This is a genomic window from Amycolatopsis sp. NPDC049252 (assembly GCF_043197175.1).
In the GTDB taxonomy this organism is placed as follows: domain Bacteria; phylum Actinomycetota; class Actinomycetes; order Mycobacteriales; family Pseudonocardiaceae; genus Amycolatopsis.
Map to the genome: position 1 here is coordinate 46,078 of NZ_JBICSQ010000048.1, position 17,860 is coordinate 63,937.

The 17,860-nt window shown below is 72.3% G+C and carries 16 protein-coding genes; 5 read left to right on the plus strand and 11 right to left on the minus strand.

The window, feature by feature from the left end; translation table 11 throughout:
* Window positions 1–58: 58 nt before the first annotated feature.
* Window positions 59–994, plus strand: a complete 936-nt coding sequence (locus tag ACGFMK_RS33770; protein WP_392771944.1) for a ParA family protein — start codon at window positions 59–61, stop codon at window positions 992–994.
* A 46-nt stretch (window positions 995–1,040) separates the two neighbouring features.
* Here ACGFMK_RS33770 and hisG read toward each other — a convergent pair whose 3' ends face one another.
* From hisG to metH, 6 genes are all read right to left on the minus strand, one after another.
* Window positions 1,041–1,886: an ATP phosphoribosyltransferase gene (gene hisG / locus ACGFMK_RS33775; RefSeq protein ID WP_392771947.1), complete on the minus strand. Its 846-nt coding sequence runs from the start codon at window positions 1,884–1,886 to the stop codon at window positions 1,041–1,043.
* 45 nt (window positions 1,887–1,931) lie between these two features.
* The gene (locus ACGFMK_RS33780) at window positions 1,932–2,195 is read right to left on the minus strand and encodes a phosphoribosyl-ATP diphosphatase (RefSeq protein ID WP_247023247.1); all 264 of its coding nucleotides are present in this window, start codon (window positions 2,193–2,195) and stop codon (window positions 1,932–1,934) included.
* Window positions 2,196–2,308: 113 nt separating this feature from the next.
* Entirely contained in the window at window positions 2,309–2,800 is a 492-nt protein-coding gene (locus tag ACGFMK_RS33785) for a methylated-DNA--[protein]-cysteine S-methyltransferase (RefSeq protein ID WP_392771950.1), read from the minus strand.
* A gap of 21 nt (window positions 2,801–2,821) precedes the next feature.
* Window positions 2,822–4,288 (minus strand): AlkA N-terminal domain-containing protein, encoded by a 1,467-nt coding sequence (locus ACGFMK_RS33790; protein WP_392771952.1) that lies wholly within the window; start codon window positions 4,286–4,288, stop codon window positions 2,822–2,824.
* A 58-nt stretch (window positions 4,289–4,346) separates the two neighbouring features.
* A complete protein-coding gene (locus ACGFMK_RS33795; RefSeq protein ID WP_392771981.1) occupies window positions 4,347–4,979 on the minus strand; it encodes an HAD family hydrolase in 633 nt (210 codons plus the stop codon).
* Between the two features lie 49 nt (window positions 4,980–5,028).
* Complete coding sequence (metH, locus tag ACGFMK_RS33800) at window positions 5,029–8,571, minus strand: methionine synthase (protein WP_392771954.1); 3,543 nt, start codon at window positions 8,569–8,571, stop codon at window positions 5,029–5,031.
* Between the two features lie 38 nt (window positions 8,572–8,609).
* Here metH and ACGFMK_RS33805 point away from each other — a divergent pair, with 38 nt between their 5' ends.
* Entirely contained in the window at window positions 8,610–9,521 is a 912-nt protein-coding gene (locus ACGFMK_RS33805; protein ID WP_392771957.1) for a PAC2 family protein, read from the plus strand.
* A gap of 1 nt (window position 9,522) precedes the next feature.
* On the opposite strand, the gene ACGFMK_RS33810 is transcribed toward ACGFMK_RS33805, so the two are convergent.
* Window positions 9,523–10,470, minus strand: coding sequence for a phosphotriesterase (locus ACGFMK_RS33810; RefSeq protein WP_392771960.1), 948 nt, complete (start codon window positions 10,468–10,470; stop codon window positions 9,523–9,525).
* A gap of 37 nt (window positions 10,471–10,507) precedes the next feature.
* Between ACGFMK_RS33810 and ACGFMK_RS33815 the strand changes: the two genes are divergently transcribed.
* Window positions 10,508–11,059 (plus strand): CGNR zinc finger domain-containing protein, encoded by a 552-nt coding sequence (locus ACGFMK_RS33815; RefSeq protein WP_392771963.1) that lies wholly within the window; start codon window positions 10,508–10,510, stop codon window positions 11,057–11,059.
* Window positions 11,060–11,241: 182 nt separating this feature from the next.
* Here ACGFMK_RS33815 and ACGFMK_RS33820 read toward each other — a convergent pair whose 3' ends face one another.
* From ACGFMK_RS33820 to ACGFMK_RS33830, 3 genes are read right to left on the minus strand one after another with little or no spacing between them, the layout of a single operon-like run.
* On the minus strand, window positions 11,242–12,075 hold the full coding sequence (locus ACGFMK_RS33820) for a metallophosphoesterase family protein (protein ID WP_392771965.1): 834 nt from the start codon (window positions 12,073–12,075) through the stop codon (window positions 11,242–11,244).
* Complete coding sequence (locus ACGFMK_RS33825; protein ID WP_392771968.1) at window positions 12,039–13,313, minus strand: MFS transporter; 1,275 nt, start codon at window positions 13,311–13,313, stop codon at window positions 12,039–12,041. Before ACGFMK_RS33825 ends, ACGFMK_RS33820 begins: the two co-directional genes overlap by 37 nt.
* Window positions 13,310–13,897: an ArsR/SmtB family transcription factor gene (locus ACGFMK_RS33830; RefSeq protein ID WP_392771971.1), complete on the minus strand. Its 588-nt coding sequence runs from the start codon at window positions 13,895–13,897 to the stop codon at window positions 13,310–13,312. The genes ACGFMK_RS33825 and ACGFMK_RS33830 overlap by 4 nt, the downstream gene beginning before the upstream one ends.
* 145 nt (window positions 13,898–14,042) lie before the next feature.
* Here ACGFMK_RS33830 and ACGFMK_RS33835 point away from each other — a divergent pair, with 145 nt between their 5' ends.
* Both ACGFMK_RS33835 and ACGFMK_RS33840 read left to right on the plus strand, forming a co-directional pair.
* Window positions 14,043–14,519 (plus strand): MarR family transcriptional regulator, encoded by a 477-nt coding sequence (locus ACGFMK_RS33835; RefSeq protein ID WP_323328876.1) that lies wholly within the window; start codon window positions 14,043–14,045, stop codon window positions 14,517–14,519.
* Between the two features lie 157 nt (window positions 14,520–14,676).
* Entirely contained in the window at window positions 14,677–16,311 is a 1,635-nt protein-coding gene (locus ACGFMK_RS33840) for an ABC-F family ATP-binding cassette domain-containing protein (protein WP_392771974.1), read from the plus strand.
* Window positions 16,312–16,388: 77 nt separating this feature from the next.
* Here ACGFMK_RS33840 and mshC read toward each other — a convergent pair whose 3' ends face one another.
* Window positions 16,389–17,627, minus strand: coding sequence for a cysteine--1-D-myo-inosityl 2-amino-2-deoxy-alpha-D-glucopyranoside ligase (gene mshC, locus ACGFMK_RS33845; RefSeq protein WP_392771976.1), 1,239 nt, complete (start codon window positions 17,625–17,627; stop codon window positions 16,389–16,391).
* Between the last annotated feature and the right edge of the window lie 233 nt (window positions 17,628–17,860).

The window sequence follows — 17,860 nt, forward strand, 5'->3', positions numbered from 1 at the left end:
ACAACGGGCCCGCATCCAATAACCTTCGCGGAACGACCGACATGAGGAGCGCTCCGGCATGCAGATCACCTCGGTGGTCAACCAGAAGGGCGGGGTCGGCAAGACCTCGCTGAGCGTCGGCACCGCGGCGGCCTTGGCCGAGCGCGGCCGGCGGGTGCTGCTGGTCGACCTCGACCCGCAGGGACACGCGACGACCGAGATGCTCGGCCTGGCCGAGGTCCGCGGGGACGCGCCGACCCTGGCGAAGGCCCTGGCCAAGACGTGGAAGGGGCCGATCGAAGACCTCGTCGTGCCGCACCCGCGCAGCAACCTCGGCCGTGGCGGCGCGCTCGACGTCATCCCGACCTCGCCGGGGATGTTCGACCTGATCCGGCGGCTCGACTCGTTCCGCGTGCCCGGCTGGCAGCTGGCCCGGGTCATCCAATTCGCCAACTACGACCACTGCGTCATCGACTGCCCGCCGGCGCTCGACGTGCTGACGAACAACGCCCTGGCGGCGTCGCACGGGATACTGGTCCCGGTGCAGCCGGACAAGACGTCCATCCGCGCGCTGCGGCTGCTCGCGGACCAGGTGCGCTACGTCGAGCAGACCGTCGGACGGCAGCCGCTCTCGTGGTTCGGGCTGGTCCCGAGCCTCTACCGGCGGCCGATCTCGCACTACGCGGCCGCGGCGCTGCAGGAGATGTACGAGTTCGGCATCCCGATGCTGTCGCACCTGCCCCTGGGCGTGGTGATGAACGAGGCGGCCGCGCACGGCGTCCCGGTGACGACCTATGCGCCGGAAACGCTGCAGGCCCTGTCGTTCCGCGAGATCGCCGGCACGCTGGACAGCTACCTGGAGCAGAACTCGGCGCCCGCGGTGGTGCCGGCCGACGAGGAGTTCGTCTTCGAGGACTTCATCTCCGAGGTCGCGGTGGCGCGCAACAACAACGACAACGGCGCCCGCAAGGGCCTCTACGACCTGCTGCCGAAGAAACCGCACCGGCCTCGCTGACCGGTTCGCGGGCGGGAAGCGGTTTCCCGCCCGCGAACGGGCCGGTTCAGAGGCGGCAGGACCGGATGTCGGACGCCAGGATGGCCTTCGCGCCCACCTCGGCGAGCTCGTCCATGACCCGGTTGACGTCCTTGCGCGACACCATCGCGCGTACCGCCACCCAGTCGTCGACGGCGAGCGGCGCCACCGTCGGCGACTCCAGGCCGGGCGTGATGCCGATGGCGCGCTCGACGAGCGTCCGCGGGCAGTCGTAGTCCAGCATCAGGTACTGCTGCGCGAAGACGACACCGCGCAGGCGCGCCGCGAGCTGGCTCTTCGCCTTGCTCTGCTCGGTGCCCTTCCGCTGCAGCAGCACGGCTTCCGACACGCAGATCGGGTCGCCGAAGGCCACCAGGTTGTTCTGCCGCAGCGACCGGCCGGACTCGACGACGTCCGCGATCGCGTCCGCGACCCCGAGCTGGATCGAGATCTCGACCGCGCCGTCGAGGCGGATCACCTCGGCCTCGACGCCGTGGCGTGCGAGGTCGTCGCGCACCAGCCGCGGGTACGACGTCGCGAGCCGCTTGCCCTGCAGGTCGGCCGGCTTCCAGTCCTGGCCCGCCGGGGCGGCGTAGCGGAACGTCGAGCCGCCGAAGCCGAGCGCCTGGAGCTCCTCGACCGGCGCGCCGGAGTCGAGCGCGAGGTCGCGGCCGGTGATGCCGAGGTCCAGGTCGCCGGAGCCGACGTAGATCGCGATGTCCTTGGGGCGCAGGAAGAAGAACTCGACCTCGTTGACCGGGTCCAGCACGGTCAGGTCGCGCTGCTCATGCCGCTTCCGGTAGCCCGCCTCGCCGAGCATCTCCGTCGCCGCTGCGGCGAGGGCTCCCTTGTTCGGCACGGCAACACGCAGCATTTCGCTTCTCTCCTCAATCGGCGGGCAGTGTTCGTCGAGCAACCGTCACAGGTAGCGGTAGACGTCCTCGGTCGACAGGCCGCGGCCGAGCATCAGCACCTGCACCCGGTACAGCAGCTGGGAGATCTCCTCGGCGAGGCGGTCGTCGGACTCGTGCTCGGCGGCGATCCACACCTCGCCGGCTTCCTCCAGCACCTTCTTGCCCTGGGCGTGCACTCCCGCGTCGAGGGCGACGACGGTGCCGGACCCGTCGGGACGGGAACGCGCGCGCTCGGCAAGCTCCGCGAACAGCTCATCGAAGGTCTTCACGGTCTGCAGATCCTTCCACCCCGGCCGGGCCGGTGCCGCCCCGGGCCGGTGCGGGTGCCGCCGATGTCACACCTTCGTGGACGTCGGCTCCCGAGGAGTGGGAACCGCCGAGGTCAGAAGAGCGTTTCGTGCTCCTGTTCGAAGTCGAGCAGGTGGCGCTTGCGCTCGAGGCCGCCGCCGTAGCCGGTCAGCGAACCGTTGGCCCCGACCACGCGGTGGCACGGCACGATGATGCCGATCGGGTTCCGGCCGTTGGCCAGGCCGACCGCGCGCGACGCCGACGGCTTGCCCAGCCGGTCGGCCAGCTCGCCGTAGGAAGTCGTGGTGCCGTACGGGATCTTCCGCAGCTCGGCCCAGACCAGCTGCTGGAACGGTGTGCCGACGAACGTCAGCGGCACGTAGAACTCGTGGCGCTGCCCGGCGAAGTACTCCTTCAGCTCGGTCTCGGCGCGCGCGAAGATCCCGGCGCCCGGGTCCGGCTCGCCGAAGGTGACTTCGTCGGGACGATGCCGTTGCCGGACCATGTACAGCCCGCAGAGCGCGTCGCCCTGGGCGACGAGCGTGAGCGGGCCGAACGGGCTGTCCACGACAGCGTGGGAACGCATGATTCTCCTGTCGTACGGGGCTCAGGCGGCGGGCATGCGGTTGATGGCGTGGTCGCCGGTGGCCCACAGGTGCTGGGTGGCGTACGCGCGCCACGGGCGCCACGCCGCGGAGCGGCTGACGATCGCGGCCTGGCCGCCGAGGCCGAGCGTCTCCGCCGCGTACTTGATGCCGAGATCGGTGGGCAGGAACGCGTCCGGGTCGCCCAGCGCGCGCATCGCGATGCTCTCGACGGTCCACGGACCGAAGCCGGGCAACGCGCTCAGCGCGGCCCGGGTCCCGGCCCAGTCGCTGCCCGCGCCGAGGTCGAGGCCGCCGGTCAGGGCCTCCACCAGGGCCAGCAGCGTGCGACGGCGGCTGCGCGGCATGGCGAGCGTCTCCGGGTCGAGCTCGGCCAGCGCCTCGGGTGACGGGAACAGGTGCGTCAAGCCGCCCTCGGGGTCTTCGACCGGGGTGCCGTGCGCGACGACGATCCGGGCGGCGTGCGTCCGCGCGGCGGCGGTCGACACCTGCTGCCCCAGCACCGCCCGCACGGCGAACTCGGCGCCGTCGACCGTGCGCGGGACCCGGCGGCCCGGCGCGGCCGCGACCAGCGGGGCGAGCAGCGGATCGGTGGCGAGCTGGTCGTCGACGGCCACCGGGTCCGCGTCCAGGTCGAGCAGGCGGCGGCAGCGGCTCGTGGCGGCGGGCAGGTCACGCAGGTCGGTCAGGGTGAGCCGGCAGGCGATGTGCCCGTCCTCCGGCCGCAGCGCGACGACGCCGTGGCCGTGCGGCAGCCGCAGCGTCCGGCGGTAGGCGCCGTCCCGCCATTCCTCCACGCCCGGCACGCCGGTGGCCACCAGGTGCCCGAACAGGTTGTCCGGGCACAGCGGCCGGCGGTAGGGCAGCCGCAGCGGGATCGCCGCCCCGGCGGCGATCGTCGGCCTGCCCTTCGCGCGGGCGCGCAGCTCGGTCGGGGACAGGGCGAACACCGCCCGGACGGTGTCGTTGAACGTCCGGATGCTGCCGAACCCGGCCGCGAGCGCCAGCTCCGTCATCGGCAGGGTGGTCGTCTCGATGAGCGTCCGCGCGGTCTGCGCGCGCTGGGCCCGCGCCACCGCCAGCGGCCCGGCGCCCAGCTCCGCGAACACCTGGCGCTCGATCTGCCGGACGCTGTAGCCGAGCCGGTCGGCCAGGCCCCGCACGCCCTCGGTGTCGACGACGCCGTCGGCGATCAGCCGCATCGCCCGCGCGACCAGGTCCGCGCGCTCGTTCCACAGCGGCGAGCCCGGGCTGGCGTCCGGCCGGCAGCGCTTGCACGCCCGGAACCCGGCCTGCTGGGCGGCCGCGGCGCTGGGGTAGAACCGCATGTTCCGCCGTTTCGGCGGAACCACCGGGCAGCTCGGCCGGCAGTAGATCCGGGTCGTGACGACGGCCGTGTAGAACCACCCGTCGAACCGGGCGTCCTTGCTCAGGACCGCCCGCACGCACCCCTCGAAGTCTTCGTGCACCACCCCAGCATCACCGAGCCCGCCGGCCGGGGCTAGCGGAAAAGCGACATGGTCGTGCTCAGCCCAGCAGGGCCGCCAGCGCCGGCACGTCGACGCCGACGAGCGTGTCACGGAAGACGCGCCGCTCCCCCGGCTCGACCTCGACGTCGTTCGGGATCACCAGCACCGTGCAGCCCGCGGCCACCGCCGACGCCGTCCCGGGCGGTGAGTCCTCGACCGCGACGCAACGTTCCGGCGCGACACCGAGCAGTTCGGCGGCTTTGAGGTACGGGCGCGGGTGTGGCTTGTTGTGGCCCTCGACCTCGTCGCCGCACACCGTGACGTCGAAGAACTCGCGGCCGATCGTGTTGAGCGCCAGGTCGGTCAGGTCGCGCTCGGTGGAGGTGACCAGCGCCGAGCGCAGGCCCGCCGCGCGCACCGCGGCCAGCACCTCGCGAGCGCCGGGGCGCCATGGGAGCGCGTCGTCGAACAGCCCGGCCGTGCGGCGTCGGATCAGCGTCCCCGTCTCGGCGACCGACTCCGGTGTCACCTCGCGGCCGGCGACCTCGAGCAGGCACGCGGAGGTGTCGTCCATGTTGGACCCGACGAGCGTCATCCGCGTCTCTTCCGACAGCTTGCCGCCGAGGGCTTCCGCCGTCTCGTAGAGCGCGACGTCCCACAGCTTCTCGGAATCGACCAGTGTTCCGTCCATGTCGAACAACACGGCGTCGAGACCGTCCACAGTGGATCCCCTCCAGGACTTAGGTGTTGAAGTATTTGGCTTCCGGGTGGTGGCAGACGATCGCGTCGGTCGACTGCTCGGGGTGCAGCTGGTACTCCTCGGACAGCTTGACGCCGATGCGGCCCGGTTCGAGGAGCGCGACGATCTTCGCCCGGTCCTCGAGATCGGGACAGGCGCCATAGCCCAGGGAGAACCTCGCTCCACGGTAGCCGAGCTTGAAGAACTCCTCGACGTCCTCGGGGTCCTCTGAGGCGACCGCCACACCACCGGGGAAGGTCAGCTCCTGCCGGATGCGGCGGTGCCAGTACTCGGCGAGCGCCTCGGTCAGCTGGACGCCGAGGCCGTGCACCTCGAGGTAGTCGCGGTAGGCGTCGGCGGCGAACAGCTCGTTGGCGTGGTCGGCGATCGGCCGGCCCATGGTCACGACGGTGAACGGGACGACGTCGACCTCGCCCGACTCCCGCGGGCGGTAGAAGTCGGCCAGGCAGAGCCGCCGGTCACGGCGCTGCCGCGGGAACGTGAAGCGCAGCCGCTCCGGCGCGTCCGGCGCGGGCTCGGTGAGCACGACCAGGTCGTCCCCCTCGGCCACGCACGGGAAGTAGCCGTAGACGACGGCCGCGTGCGCCAGGACGCCGCCGGCGGTCAGCCGGTCGAGCCAGTAGCGCAGCCGCGGCCGGCCTTCGGACTCGACCAGCTCGTCGTAGGTCGGCCCGGAGCCGCCGCGCGCACCCTTGAGCCCCCACTGCCCCATGAACGTCGCGCGCTCGTCGAGCATCGCGGCGTATTCGGCCAGCGGGATGCCCTTGACGACCCGGCTGCCCCAGAACGGCGGCACCGGCAGCGGGACGTCGGTGGCGACGTCCGAACGAGCGGGCGGCGGCCCCTCGTCGGTCTGGCGGCCTTTGCGCGCTTCGGCGATCCGCAGCGAGCGTTCGCGCCGTTCCTTGCGCTCCCGGCGTTTCGCCGCCGCCTCGGCGTCCACAGTGGACGTCTCGCCGCGCTTGGCGGCCATGATCGCGTCCATCAGCCGCAGGCCCTCGAAGGCGTCCCGCGCGTAGCGGACGTCGCCGGTGTAGAGCTCGCTCAGGTCGTTCTCGACGTAGGAGCGGGTCAGCGCGGCGCCGCCCAGCAGGACCGGCCACCGCGCGGAGACGCCCCGGGAGTTCATCTCCTGGAGGTTCTCCTTCATGATGACCGTGGACTTCACCAGCAGCCCGGACATCCCGATGGCGTCGGCGCCGTTCTCGGCCGCCGCGTCGAGGATGGTCGTGATCGGCTGCTTGATGCCGAGGTTGACGACCTCGTAGCCGTTGTTGGACAGGATGATGTCGACCAGGTTCTTGCCGATGTCGTGCACGTCGCCGCGCACGGTGGCCAGCACGATCCGGCCCTTGCCGGCGTCGTCGCCGGTCTCCAGGTGCGGTTCCAGGTGGGCGACGGCCGCCTTCATCACCTCGGCGGACCGGAGCACGAACGGCAGTTGCATCTGCCCGGACCCGAACAGCTCCCCGACGGTCTTCATCCCGGCCAGCAGGGTGTCGTTGATGATCTCCAGGGCGGGCCGCTGCTCCAGGCCTGCGTCGAGGTCGTCAGTGAGACCGTTCCGCTCGCCGTCGACGATCCGGCGTTCCAGCCGCTCGAACAGCGGCAGCGCGGCCAGCTCCTCGGCCCGAGACGCCTTCGACGACGCCGCGCTGACGCCCTCGAAGAGCGCCATCAGCTCCTGCAGCGGGTCGTAACCGTCGCGACGGCGGTCGTAGACCAGGTCGAGGGCCACCGCGCGCTGGTCGTCCGGGATCCGGGCCATCGGCAGGATCTTCGACGCGTGCACGATCGCGGTGTCCAGCCCGGCCTGGACGCACTCGTGCAGGAACACCGAGTTGAGCACCTGCCGCGCGGCCGGGTTGAGGCCGAAGGAGATGTTCGACAGGCCGAGGGTGGTCTGGACGTCGGGGTGGCGGCGCTTGATCTCGCGGATCGCCTCGATCGTCTCGATCCCGTCGCGCCGCGACTCCTCCTGGCCGGTGGCGATGGTGAACGTCAGGGCGTCGATCACGACGTCGGAGGTCCGCAGCCCCCAGGTGCCGGTGATGTCCTCGATCAGCCGCGTCGCGATGTCGGCCTTGGTCCGGGCGGTCCGGGCCTGGCCCACTTCGTCGATGGTCAGCGCGACGACGGCCGCGCCGAACTCGCTGACCAGCGCCATGACCTGGGTGAACCGCGAGTCGGGGCCGTCGCCGTCCTCGTAGTTGACGGAGTTGACCGCGCACCGGCCCCCGAGGCGTTCCAGGCCGGCCCGCAGTACCGGGACCTCGGTCGAGTCGAGCATGATCGGCAGCGTGGAGGCCGTGGCCAGCCGCCCGGCCAGCTCGGCCATGTCCGCCGTGCCGTCCCGTCCGACGTAGTCGACGCAGAGGTCGAGCAGGTGGGCACCGTCGCGGGTCTGCTCGCGGGCGATCTCGACGCAGTCGTCCCAGCGGCCGTCGAGCATCGCGGTGCGGAACGCCCGGGAGCCGTTCGCGTTGGTCCGCTCGCCGATCATCAGCACGCTGGCGTCCTGCTGGAACGGGATCGCCTGGTAGAGCGACGACACGCCCGGCTCGGGACGCGGCCGCCGCGGGACCGGGACGGTGCCCGCGACGGCGGCGGCGAGCTGCCGGATGTGCTCGTCGGTGGTGCCGCAGCAGCCGCCGACCAGGCCGACGCCGAACTCGCGCACGAACCCGGTCAGCGCCTCGACCAGGGCTTCCGGCCCCAGCGGGTAGACCGCGCCGTCCGGGCCCAGCTCGGGCAGGCCGGCGTTGGGCATCACCGACAGCGGTATCCGCGCGTGCTTGGCCAGCTGCCGCAGGTGCTCGCTCATCTCGGCCGGGCCGGTCGCGCAGTTGAGCCCGATGACGTCGATGCCCAGCGGTTCCAGCGCGGCCAGCGCGGCGCCGACCTCGGTGCCGAGCAGCATCGTGCCGGTGGTCTCGACGGTGATCGAGGCCAGGATCGGCACGCGCCTGCCCTCGCCGGCCATCGCCCGGTGCGCGCCGATGACCGCCGCCTTGGTCTGCAGGATGTCCTGGGTGGTCTCGACGATCACCGCGTCCGCGCCGCCGGCCAGCAGGCCGCGGACCTCCTCGCGGTAGGCGTCACGCAGCGTGGTGAACGGCGCGTGCCCGAGCGTCGGCAGCTTGGTGCCCGGGCCGACCGAGCCGAGCACGAACCGCGGCCGGTCCGGCGTCGCGAACTCGTCCGCCGTCTCCCGGGCGAGCCGGGCGCCCGCCTCGGCCAGTTCGAAGATGCGCTCGGTGATGTCGTATTCGGCGAAGTTGGCAAAATTCGCCCCGAAAGTGTTGGATTCGACCGCGTCCGCCCCGGCCGCCAGATACCCGCGGTGCACCGACCGCACCACGTCCGGACGGGTGACGTTGAGGACCTCGTTGCAGCCTTCGAGGCCCGCGAAGTCGTCCAGGCTCAGGTCGTGGGCCTGCAGGGCCGTGCCCATCGCCCCGTCGGCCACCAGCACCCGGGCGGCCAGGGCGTCGAGGAACGGCGACGACAGGCGGTCGGACATGCTGAACAGCCTAAGGCCGGTGGTCGTAGGCTGGTCCGGTGAGTGAGCCCGTCGACGAGACCCCGCGGCCGCCTGGCGACCGCCCCGAACCCTCCCGGCCCTTGATGGTGGTCGCCTTCGAAGGCTGGAACGACGCAGGTGACGCGGCCAGCCGGGCCGTCGAGCACCTGCAGCTCAACTGGGACGCCACACCACTGGCCGAGCTGGAACCGGACGAGTACTACGACTTCCAGGTCAGCAGGCCCACGGTCCGGATGGTCGACGGCGTCACCCGCCGCGTCGACTGGCCGACGACGACGTTGTCGGTGTGCCGCCCCGACGGGTTCGACCGCGACGTGGTGCTCGTGCAGGGCCCCGAGCCGAACATGCGCTGGCGCGCCTTCTGCGCCGAGCTGCTCGAACACATCCAGCAGCTGGACGTCGCCACGGTCGTGACGCTCGGCGCGCTGCTCGCCGACACCGCGCACACCCGGCCGGTCCCGGTCACCGGGACGGCTTACGACAAGGACACCGCGTCCCTGTACGGGCTGGACCTGAACAACTACCAGGGCCCGACCGGCATCGTCGGGATCCTGCAGGACTACTGCGTCCAGGCCGGCATCCCGGCCGTCTCGATCTGGGCCGCGGTGCCGCACTACGTGTCGCACCCGCCGTCCCCGAAGGCGACGCTGGCGCTGCTGCACAAGCTGGAGGACATCCTCGACGTCGAGATCCCGCTGGGCGCGCTGCCGGAGCAGGCCGAGGAGTGGCAGCGCACGGTCAGCGAGATGGCCGACGAGGACGAGGAGATCAGCGAGTACGTCCGCGGTCTCGAAGAGCGCGGCGACGCGCAGAGCGAGGTCGAGCCCGAAGAGGTCAGCGGCGACAAGATCGCCGCCGAGTTCGAGCGCTACCTGCGCCGCCGCGGCCGCGGCGGCAACGGGGGCCAGGAGGGCTTCGGCCTCCGCTGAGCTACGCGAGCCGGCTGGTGGCGAACGCCCGGGCGGGGTTCGCCACCAGCATGGCCGTGACGACGTCGCCGCCGAGCAGCTTCGTGAGCCGCGGTGCCAGCGTCGTGAGCAGGTAGGGCGCGCCCGGGCCGCCGCCGGTGACCATCCGGGCCGCGGCCGTCGTGGTGTCGCCGCCCAGCAGGATCTGCCCGCCGTGGCCCGCCTCGACGAGCGCTTCCAGGCCGTCGAAGAGCCGCCAGTCGGTGGCGTGGTTGCCCCGGGACGGGCCGTCGAACCCGAGGAACACGCCGGTCTCGGCGATCTCCCGCTGGAGCCGGACGTCCGGGTTGCGGTTGAGGTGCCCGAGGATCACCCGATCCGGCGAAACATCGAGCTGGTCGCAGAGCAGGTGGACCGTCTCGAGGGCCGCGGTCCCGAGTTCGAGGTGCACCGCGATCGGCGTGCCGGTCTCCTGGTGGGCCACCGCGGCGGCGGTCATGGTCAGCCGGGCGTGGGGGTCGATCACGTGGAAGGCGCCGGCCACCTTGATCAGCCCGGCGCGCGGTCCGGTGCGCGGCTCGTCGGGCAGGTCGGCGGGCTGGGTGCCCTCGGTCAGGTCGGCGACGAACACCTTCACCAGGTCGTCGACCACGCGGTGGAGGATCGCGGGTGCGTAGTGCTCCGCCCGGTGGAGGCCGGTGGCCGCGACCAGGTGCACCCCGGTTTCCCGCGATATCCAGGCGAGTTCGCGGGTCCGGCGGGTGAGGCCGTACGGCGTCCACTGCACCAGCGCCGCCCCACCGGCCGCCTTGAAGTGCACCAGCTCCTCGATCGCCGCGGTCGGGTCGTCCAGCTCCTGGCCCGGCAGTAGTTTCGAGGTGAAGAAGAGGTGGTCGTGGGAGTTCGTGACGCCCAGCTCGGCCGGGTCGATGTCACCCAGCACCGTCCGTACCCGCGGTTCCCCGGCCATGGCGCCACTGTAACGCCTCACCCGTTACACTGCCAGGGTGCCCGACGACCTCGCCTTCCGCTTCGACAGCGGCGCTCCCTGGCTGGACCTGCTCGCGACGAGCGGCCGCCACTTCGGCTCGAACCCGGTCGAGCGCATGCCGACGACGGACCGGCTGGCCGAGTGGCTCGCCCAGGTCGGGCTGACGCCGCTCGACCGGGTCACCGGCGCCGACCTCGACGCGGCGCACCGGCTGCGCGAGGCGCTACGCGAACTGGCGCTGGGCGCGGTCGACGGTGTCGCGCCGCGGGCGGATCAGGTGCGGGCGCTGACGGTGTTCTTCCGGGCCGAGCCGGTGCACCTGGCCGCGCTGGACCGGCTCCACCGCAGCGCCCCGGCGACGGCGGCCGACGCGTTGAGCAGGCTCGCGCTCCAGGCGGCCGACTGGCTCACCGGGCCGCTGCGTGCCGACCTGCGGGTCTGTCCCGAGCAGGACTGCCGGGGCGTGTTCGCCGACCCGGGCGGGCGACGCCGCTGGTGCCCGTCCCCGGCGTGCGCCAGCCGCGGCCGGGTCCGCGCACTCCGGGAACGCCGCCGCGCCGAGTCCTGACGGCAACCGACACGCGGCCGCCCCCGCGCGCCGGATCAGGCAGCCGCCGCGGCGCACCCGGACAGGGGCCGCCGACCGGACCCCGCTCGGCGCCGGAACCGGCCAGACTCATTCGAGTGACCCCAGATCGGGAGGCCGTAACTCCGGAACACTTTCTCGGCGAAAGTGCGGTTTGGGGTGGGTCAGGAGGGCCAGAGGATGCGGCGCATCGGCACCGCGCCCCGCGCCCGCTTGCGCCACTCGCGCGGGTAGCCCAGCGAGACCTCTTCGAAGCGGACACCGTCGGCTTCCGTGGTGCGCGGGATGTGCAGGTGGCCGTACACGGCGATCTCGGCGCGGTAGCGCAGGTGCCAGTCCTCGGTCTTGGTCGAGCCGCACCACAGGGCGAACTCCGGCCAGTACAGCGGATCGGTCGGGTGCCGGTGCAGCGGCCAGTGCGACATCAGGATCGTGCCGTGGTCCCCGGGGATCGCGTCGAGCCGCTCGGTGCTGATCTTCAGGCGGTCCTCGCACCACGCCTGGCGGCTCGGGTACGGGTCCGGGTACAGGAAGTACTCGTCGGTGCAGACGACGCCGGCCTCGCGGGCCTGGCGCAGCGCCTCCTCCAGGGACTTGCCCTCGGCGGCGGGGGTCCGCCAGCTGTAGTCGTAGAGCAGGAACAGCGGGGCGATCGTCAGCGGGCGCGGACCGTGCGTCCAGACCGGGAACTCGTCCTCGGGGGTGAGCACGCCGATCTCGCGGCACTGGTCGACGAGGTACTCGTAGCGCGCCTGGCCGCGCAGCTGGCATTCGTCGTTCTTCGTGGTCCACAGCTCGTGGTTGCCCGGCACCCAGACGACCTTCGCGAACCGCTCGCGCAGCGTCTTGAGTGTCCCGATCGTGGCTTCCGCCCGCTCGGCGACGTCACCGGCGACGAGCAGCCAGTCTTCCGGGGTTTCGGGGACGACGGCGTCGAGGATCGGGCCGTTGCCCTCGTGGGTCACGTGGAGGTCGCTGGTGGCGAAGAGGTGCGGCACCCCTCCACCGTAGCCACCGCGCTCACGGGAACATCCTGGATCCGGCGGATCCGGCGGGTTTTCCGCACGAGCACCAGTGCTCCGGCGACGACGTAGACGCCGGCCTGCACGTCGAGCAGCACCGCGGGCCCGGTGACCGCGACGAGCGTCCCGGCCAGCAGCGCCCCCACGGTGCTGAAGGTCGCCATGCCGGCGAACGCCGTGCTCAGCACCCGGCCCGCCCGCTCCGGCGCCACCGCGCTCTGGATCTCCGAGAGCGATCCGGCGCCGACGACCACGCCGGGCGCACCGACCAGCGCGAACAGGCCCACGTAGACGCCCATCGCCGTCGTCGCCAGGGCCAGGTTCCAGATCAGCGCCGACAGCAGGCCCAGCGCGATCGCGCCCCAGCCGAGCAGCGCGGCCGGGGCCACCCGGCGCGCCACGGTGGCCAACGCGAACCCGGCGGCCAGCCCACCGACCGCCTGAACGCCCCGCAGCAGGCCCGCGTCGGCCTCGCTGCCGCCGAGCACGTCCAGGACGTACACCACGAACAGCACCAGGAACATGCCCTGAGCCAGGGACGTGAAGGCCAGGGCGAGCCCGGTCCGCCACAACCGCCGGTTGCGGGTCAGCTCCCGCAGCCCGTCCAGCCAGGCCCGCACCACCGGTTCGCGCGCCGCGACGGGTGCCGGGGCGCTGACGCGGCGAAACGGCTTCGCCAGCAACGCCGCGGCGACGGCCAGCACGGCGAGGTACCCGGTGATGACGTCCACCAGCCCGCCGAAGCCCAGCAGCGCGCCACCGGCCCAGCCCCCGGCCAGCCGGGCGACGCTGCTGTTGACGCTCATCAGGCCGTTCGCGCCGGTGACCTCCTCGACGCCGACCAGCTCCGGGACCAGGGCGTTGCGCGCGGGCTCGAACACCGACGCGAGCGCCGCCTGCCCGGCCATCACCGCGTACACGACCCCGACACCGGGTTCGCCCAGCAGCGGGAGCGCCACGACGGCGAGCCCGCAGCAGACGCCGAACAGCACCGCGCGCCGGTTCCAGCGGTCGGCGACCACCCCGGCGACCGGGCTGAGCAGCACCGCGGGCAGCAGGCCGAGCACGATGCTCAACGCGGTCGTCGCCGCGGAGCCGGTGCGCTGGAAGACGTAGATCGGCAGCGCGACCTGCAGCATCCACTCGGCCGTCTCGCCGAAGAACGCGGCCACCCACAACCGCGCGAACGCGGGTACCCCCAGCAGCTGTTTCATCCCTCCGCCTTTCCCGTGTGGTCGATGCGCGGGAACGCCCGCAGGCCGACGTGCACCGAGCGGGCGTCGGCGGGCGTGTCCGTCCGTATCGGGGTGACGTACGGGCGGAGCAGGGCGTCGATCGCCTCGGTCAGCCGGGTCAGCTCCGCCGGCGTGACGCGCAGCGTGTAGGTGCTCAGCCCGGCCGCCGCCCGCCAGGCCGGGTCGAGGCTGTCGAGCGAGTCCAGGTACCGCTGGGTCAGCTCCTGCTCGTGGCCCAGCGTCGCGCCGACCATGCCGAGCTGCGCGGCCCGGTGCGCCGGGTCGTCGGCCAGCTCCCCCATGTCGAGCCCGACCTGCCGGGCGCGCCACGGCCGCTCCCGGCCGTCTTCGGCGTCGGATCGCTCGACGAGGCCGTACTGCGCGAGCTGCCGCAGGTGCCAGCTGCAGTTGGACGCGGTCGAGCCGACGGCCTCGGCGCACTCGCTCGCGGTGCGCGGGCCGACGGCCGTGAGGTGGTTCAGCAGCGCCGACCGCAGCGGGTGCGACAGCGCCCGCAGCAGTTCGACGTCCTCGATCCGCTTGCGCGGCGGCAGCTCGGCCATCGGTCCCCAACCTGAAAGAGTTATTTCGAAAGTCTTCTTTCATAGTTGGTCCCGCGTGCGGGTTTGTCAACCGGTTCCGCTATCGTTCGCCGGGCAGTGGCTGCGCGAAGCAGTGACTGCGTCGTCACCTCACCTTGGATGGATGTTGCCCGACCAGCGCGAACTCGCCACCGCCGCCGCTCTCGCCCTCCCCCGGTTCGTGGGTTCGACCGCGCTCTTCCACGCCGCGGTCGCCGAGCGGATGGCCGTCACCCCCACCGAGCTGCACTGCCTGCACCTGCTCCACGGCGGCGTCAGCGACTCCCCGACCGAGCTGGCCCGGCTGCTGGGCGTGACCACCGGGGCGTTCACCCGGCTGCTCGACCGGATGGAGCTGCACCGCCTCGCCGAGCGCGCTCCCGATCCCGCCGACCGGCGCCGGCTCGTCGTCCGGCCGCTGCCGGACCGGATGGCCGAGCTCGCCGAGCTGTACGCGCCGATGGCCCGGTTCGTCGGCGAGCGGCTCGCCCGCCTGGACCGGCGCCAGCTCACCGCGCTGCTCGGGTTCCTCACCGACGGGACCACCGCGGCCGAGCAGGCGGCCGCCCACGTGCCTGATGTGACCCACGTCATATCGAGTTGACTAACTCTACAGACGTTGCGTTAACCTGGCTCCACTATGAGGAACTGAACCGCGCCCATCCCGCTTCCGAGGCGGCATCCGGTCGAGCCGACGCTCCCGCATGCCACGACGCCCGGCGGGATTTCCGCATCTTCTCGCCAGGGCTCGGTGATCGTGCATGTCCACTCTCGTTTTTTCCTTGCAGGCCAAGGACGTCGTCTTCGGTTACGGCACCCGCGTGGTGCTCGACGGTGTCTCGCTGACCGCGTCCGCCGGGCAACGCCTCGGCCTGGTCGGCGAGAACGGCACCGGCAAGTCCACCCTGCTGCGCCTGCTGGCCGGGCTCGAAGAACCCCGCTCCGGCGAGGTGCTTCGCGGCCCGGACGTCGGGTTCCTGGTGCAGGAACTGCCTTATCCGATGGACGCGACGTTCGCCGACGTCGTCGACGGCGCGCTCGCCGAGATCCGCGCCGCCACGGTCCGGCTCGACGAGCTGACCACGGCGATGACCGAGCGGCCCGACGACGCGGCCGTGCTCGACGAGTATGGCCGGGTCCTGGAGTGGGCGCAGGCCCACGACCTCTGGGACGCCGACCGCCGCGCGAAGCTCGTCTGCGACGGGCTCGGCCTCGGCGGGATCGAGCCGGACCGCCCGCTGGGCACGATGTCCGGCGGGCAGCGGTCCCGGCTCGGACTGGCCGCGCTGCTGATCCGGCGGCCGGAAACCCTGCTGCTGGACGAGCCGACGAACCACCTCGACGACGCCGCGATGGAGTTCCTGGAACGCCACCTCGCCGAGCTGACCGGGATCGTGGTGCTGTCGTCGCACGACCGCGTCTTCCTCGACGCGGTGTGCACGGACATCGTCGACCTCGACCCGGCCGCGGCCGACCGCCAGGCCGGCGGCGCCGTCCGGTACGGCGGCAGCTACCGCGACTACCTCGGGCACAAGAAGGCCGAGCGCGCCCGCTGGGAACAGCGCTTCGCCGAAGAACAGGAGGAGCTCAAGGAGCTGCGCGAGACGGTCGCCGTCACCGCGCGGAACGTCGCCTACGGCCGGGCGCCGCGGGACAACGACAAGTTCATCCACCACTTCAAGGGCGCCCGCGTCCAGAAGACGATCTCGCGGCGGGTGCGCGACGCCGAGCAGCGGCTCCAGAACCTGGAGCGCGACCAGGTGCGCAAACCCCCGGCACCGCTGCGGTTCCGGGCGTCGCTCACCGGCCGCTCGGCGGGCGACGGCCCGGCGATCTCGGTGCGGGACCTCGACGTGCCGGGACGGCTGCACCTGCCACGACTGGACGTCGACGGCTCGGCGCGGCTGCTCGTCACCGGCGGCAACGGCGCCGGCAAGTCGACGTTGCTGTCCGTCCTCGCGGGACAGCTGGCCCCCGCGGGCGGCACGGTCCACTTCGGACACGGGGTGCGGGTCGGCCTGCTGGAGCAGGACGTCGTGTTCCCGGACCCGGCGCGGTCCGCGCACCAGGTGTACCGGGACGCGCTCGGCGAAGAGGCTCCCCCGCTGAGCCGCCTCGGCCTGCTGGCGTCCCGCGACCTGGGTCAGCCGGTCGGTGTGCTTTCGGTGGGCCAGCGCCGCCGGCTGGCGCTGGCGGTCCTGCTCGCCGAACCGCCGGACGTGCTGCTGCTGGACGAGCCGACGAACCACATTTCGCTGACCCTGGCGGAAGAGCTGTTCGCGGCGCTCGACACGGCGCCGGGCGCCGTCGTCATCGCGTCTCACGACCGCTGGCTGCGCCGAGACTGGTCAGGCGACCACCTGGCACTGGCCGACGGCCAGCCCGTCGCCGTATAGGCCATTATACACCCGCCAAAGTCCGTGAATGGCCCATTGAGGGACTTGAAGTCCCTCAATGGGCCATTCACGGCGTTTCAGAGGGTGATGCCGAGGAGGGCGTCGACCGCACTGCGGATCAGGCCCGGGGCCGTCGGGTCGGTGCCGTCGCGGCGGAGGGCCTCGTTCGCCCACGCGTCGATCGCCGCGAGGGCCTTCGGCGTGTCGAGGTCGTCGGAGAGGTGGTCGCGCAGCCGCGTGATCGTGTCCTCGGCGGACGGGCCGGTGGCCAGCGAGACGGCCTCGCGCCAGCGTGCCAGCCGCGTCTCGGCGTCGGCGAGCAGGGAGTCCGTCCACGCGCGGTCGGCGCGGTAGTGGCCGGCGAACAACGCGAGCCGGATCGCGCCCGGGTCGACCTGGTCGGCGCGCAGCCGCGAGACGAAGACCAGGTTCCCGCGGGACTTCGACATCTTCTCGCCGTCGAGGCCGATCATGCCCGCGTGGACGTAGTGGCGGGCGAACTGGCCGTCCTTGGCCACGGCCTCGGCGTGCGCCGCGCTGTACTCGTGGTGCGGGAAGATCAGGTCGGAGCCGCCGCCCTGGAGGTCGAACCCGAGGCCGAGGCGGTTGACGGCGATCGCGCTGCACTCGATGTGCCAGCCCGGGCGGCCCGCGCCGAGCTCGGACTCCCACGACGGCTCACCCTCGCGGGCAACCCGCCACAGCAGCGCGTCCAGCGGGTGGCGCTTGCCGACGCGGTCGGGGTCGCCGCCGCGCTCGGCGAAGAACTTGTTCATGGTCGGCTCGTCGTAGTTGGACTCGTAGCCGAACCTGCCGGTCGCCGTGTGGTCGAAGTAGACGTCCGGGAACTCGGCGTCGTCGGCCCGGTACGCGCTGCCGTTGGCCAGCAGCTTCGCGATCACCTCGACGATCTCCGGGATGCTCTCCACCGCGCCGACGAACTGCTTCGGCGGGAGGACCCGCAGGGCAACCATGTCCTCGCGGAACAGCGCCGTCTCACGCATGCCCAGCACGACCCAGTCGTCCTGGTCCCGCTGGGCCCGCTCCAGCAGCGGCTCGTCGATGTCCGTCACGTTCTGCACGTAGTGGACGTCGTGCCCGTTGTCCCGCCAGATCCGGTTCACCAGGTCGAAGGCGAGGTACGTCGCGGCGTGCCCGAGGTGTGTCGCGTCGTAGGGCGTGATGCCGCAGACGTACATCCGGGCGGTGGCGCCGGGCGCGGTCGGGCGGATCTGCCCGGTGGCCGTGTCGTGGAGCCGCAGCGGGCGGGGGGTGCCGGGGATGCGGGGCACGTCGACCGATGACCAAGTCTGCATACCCTCGACTGTAAGCGTTCGCTCCGCCACCCTCCCGCCCGGTGGGACTCCTCCCCCACGTGGAGCAGTGCTAGCTCCGGCGCGCCGCGTTCGCCTTGATGGCGTCACGGACGAACGCGCCCACGCCGGGCCGCTGCTCGTCCTCGCGGACGAGGAAGCCCAGCTGGACCGGTTCGGTGACGTACAGCTCACCGATCCGCGCTTGCGTCTCGTACGAGCACTCCCCCATGACC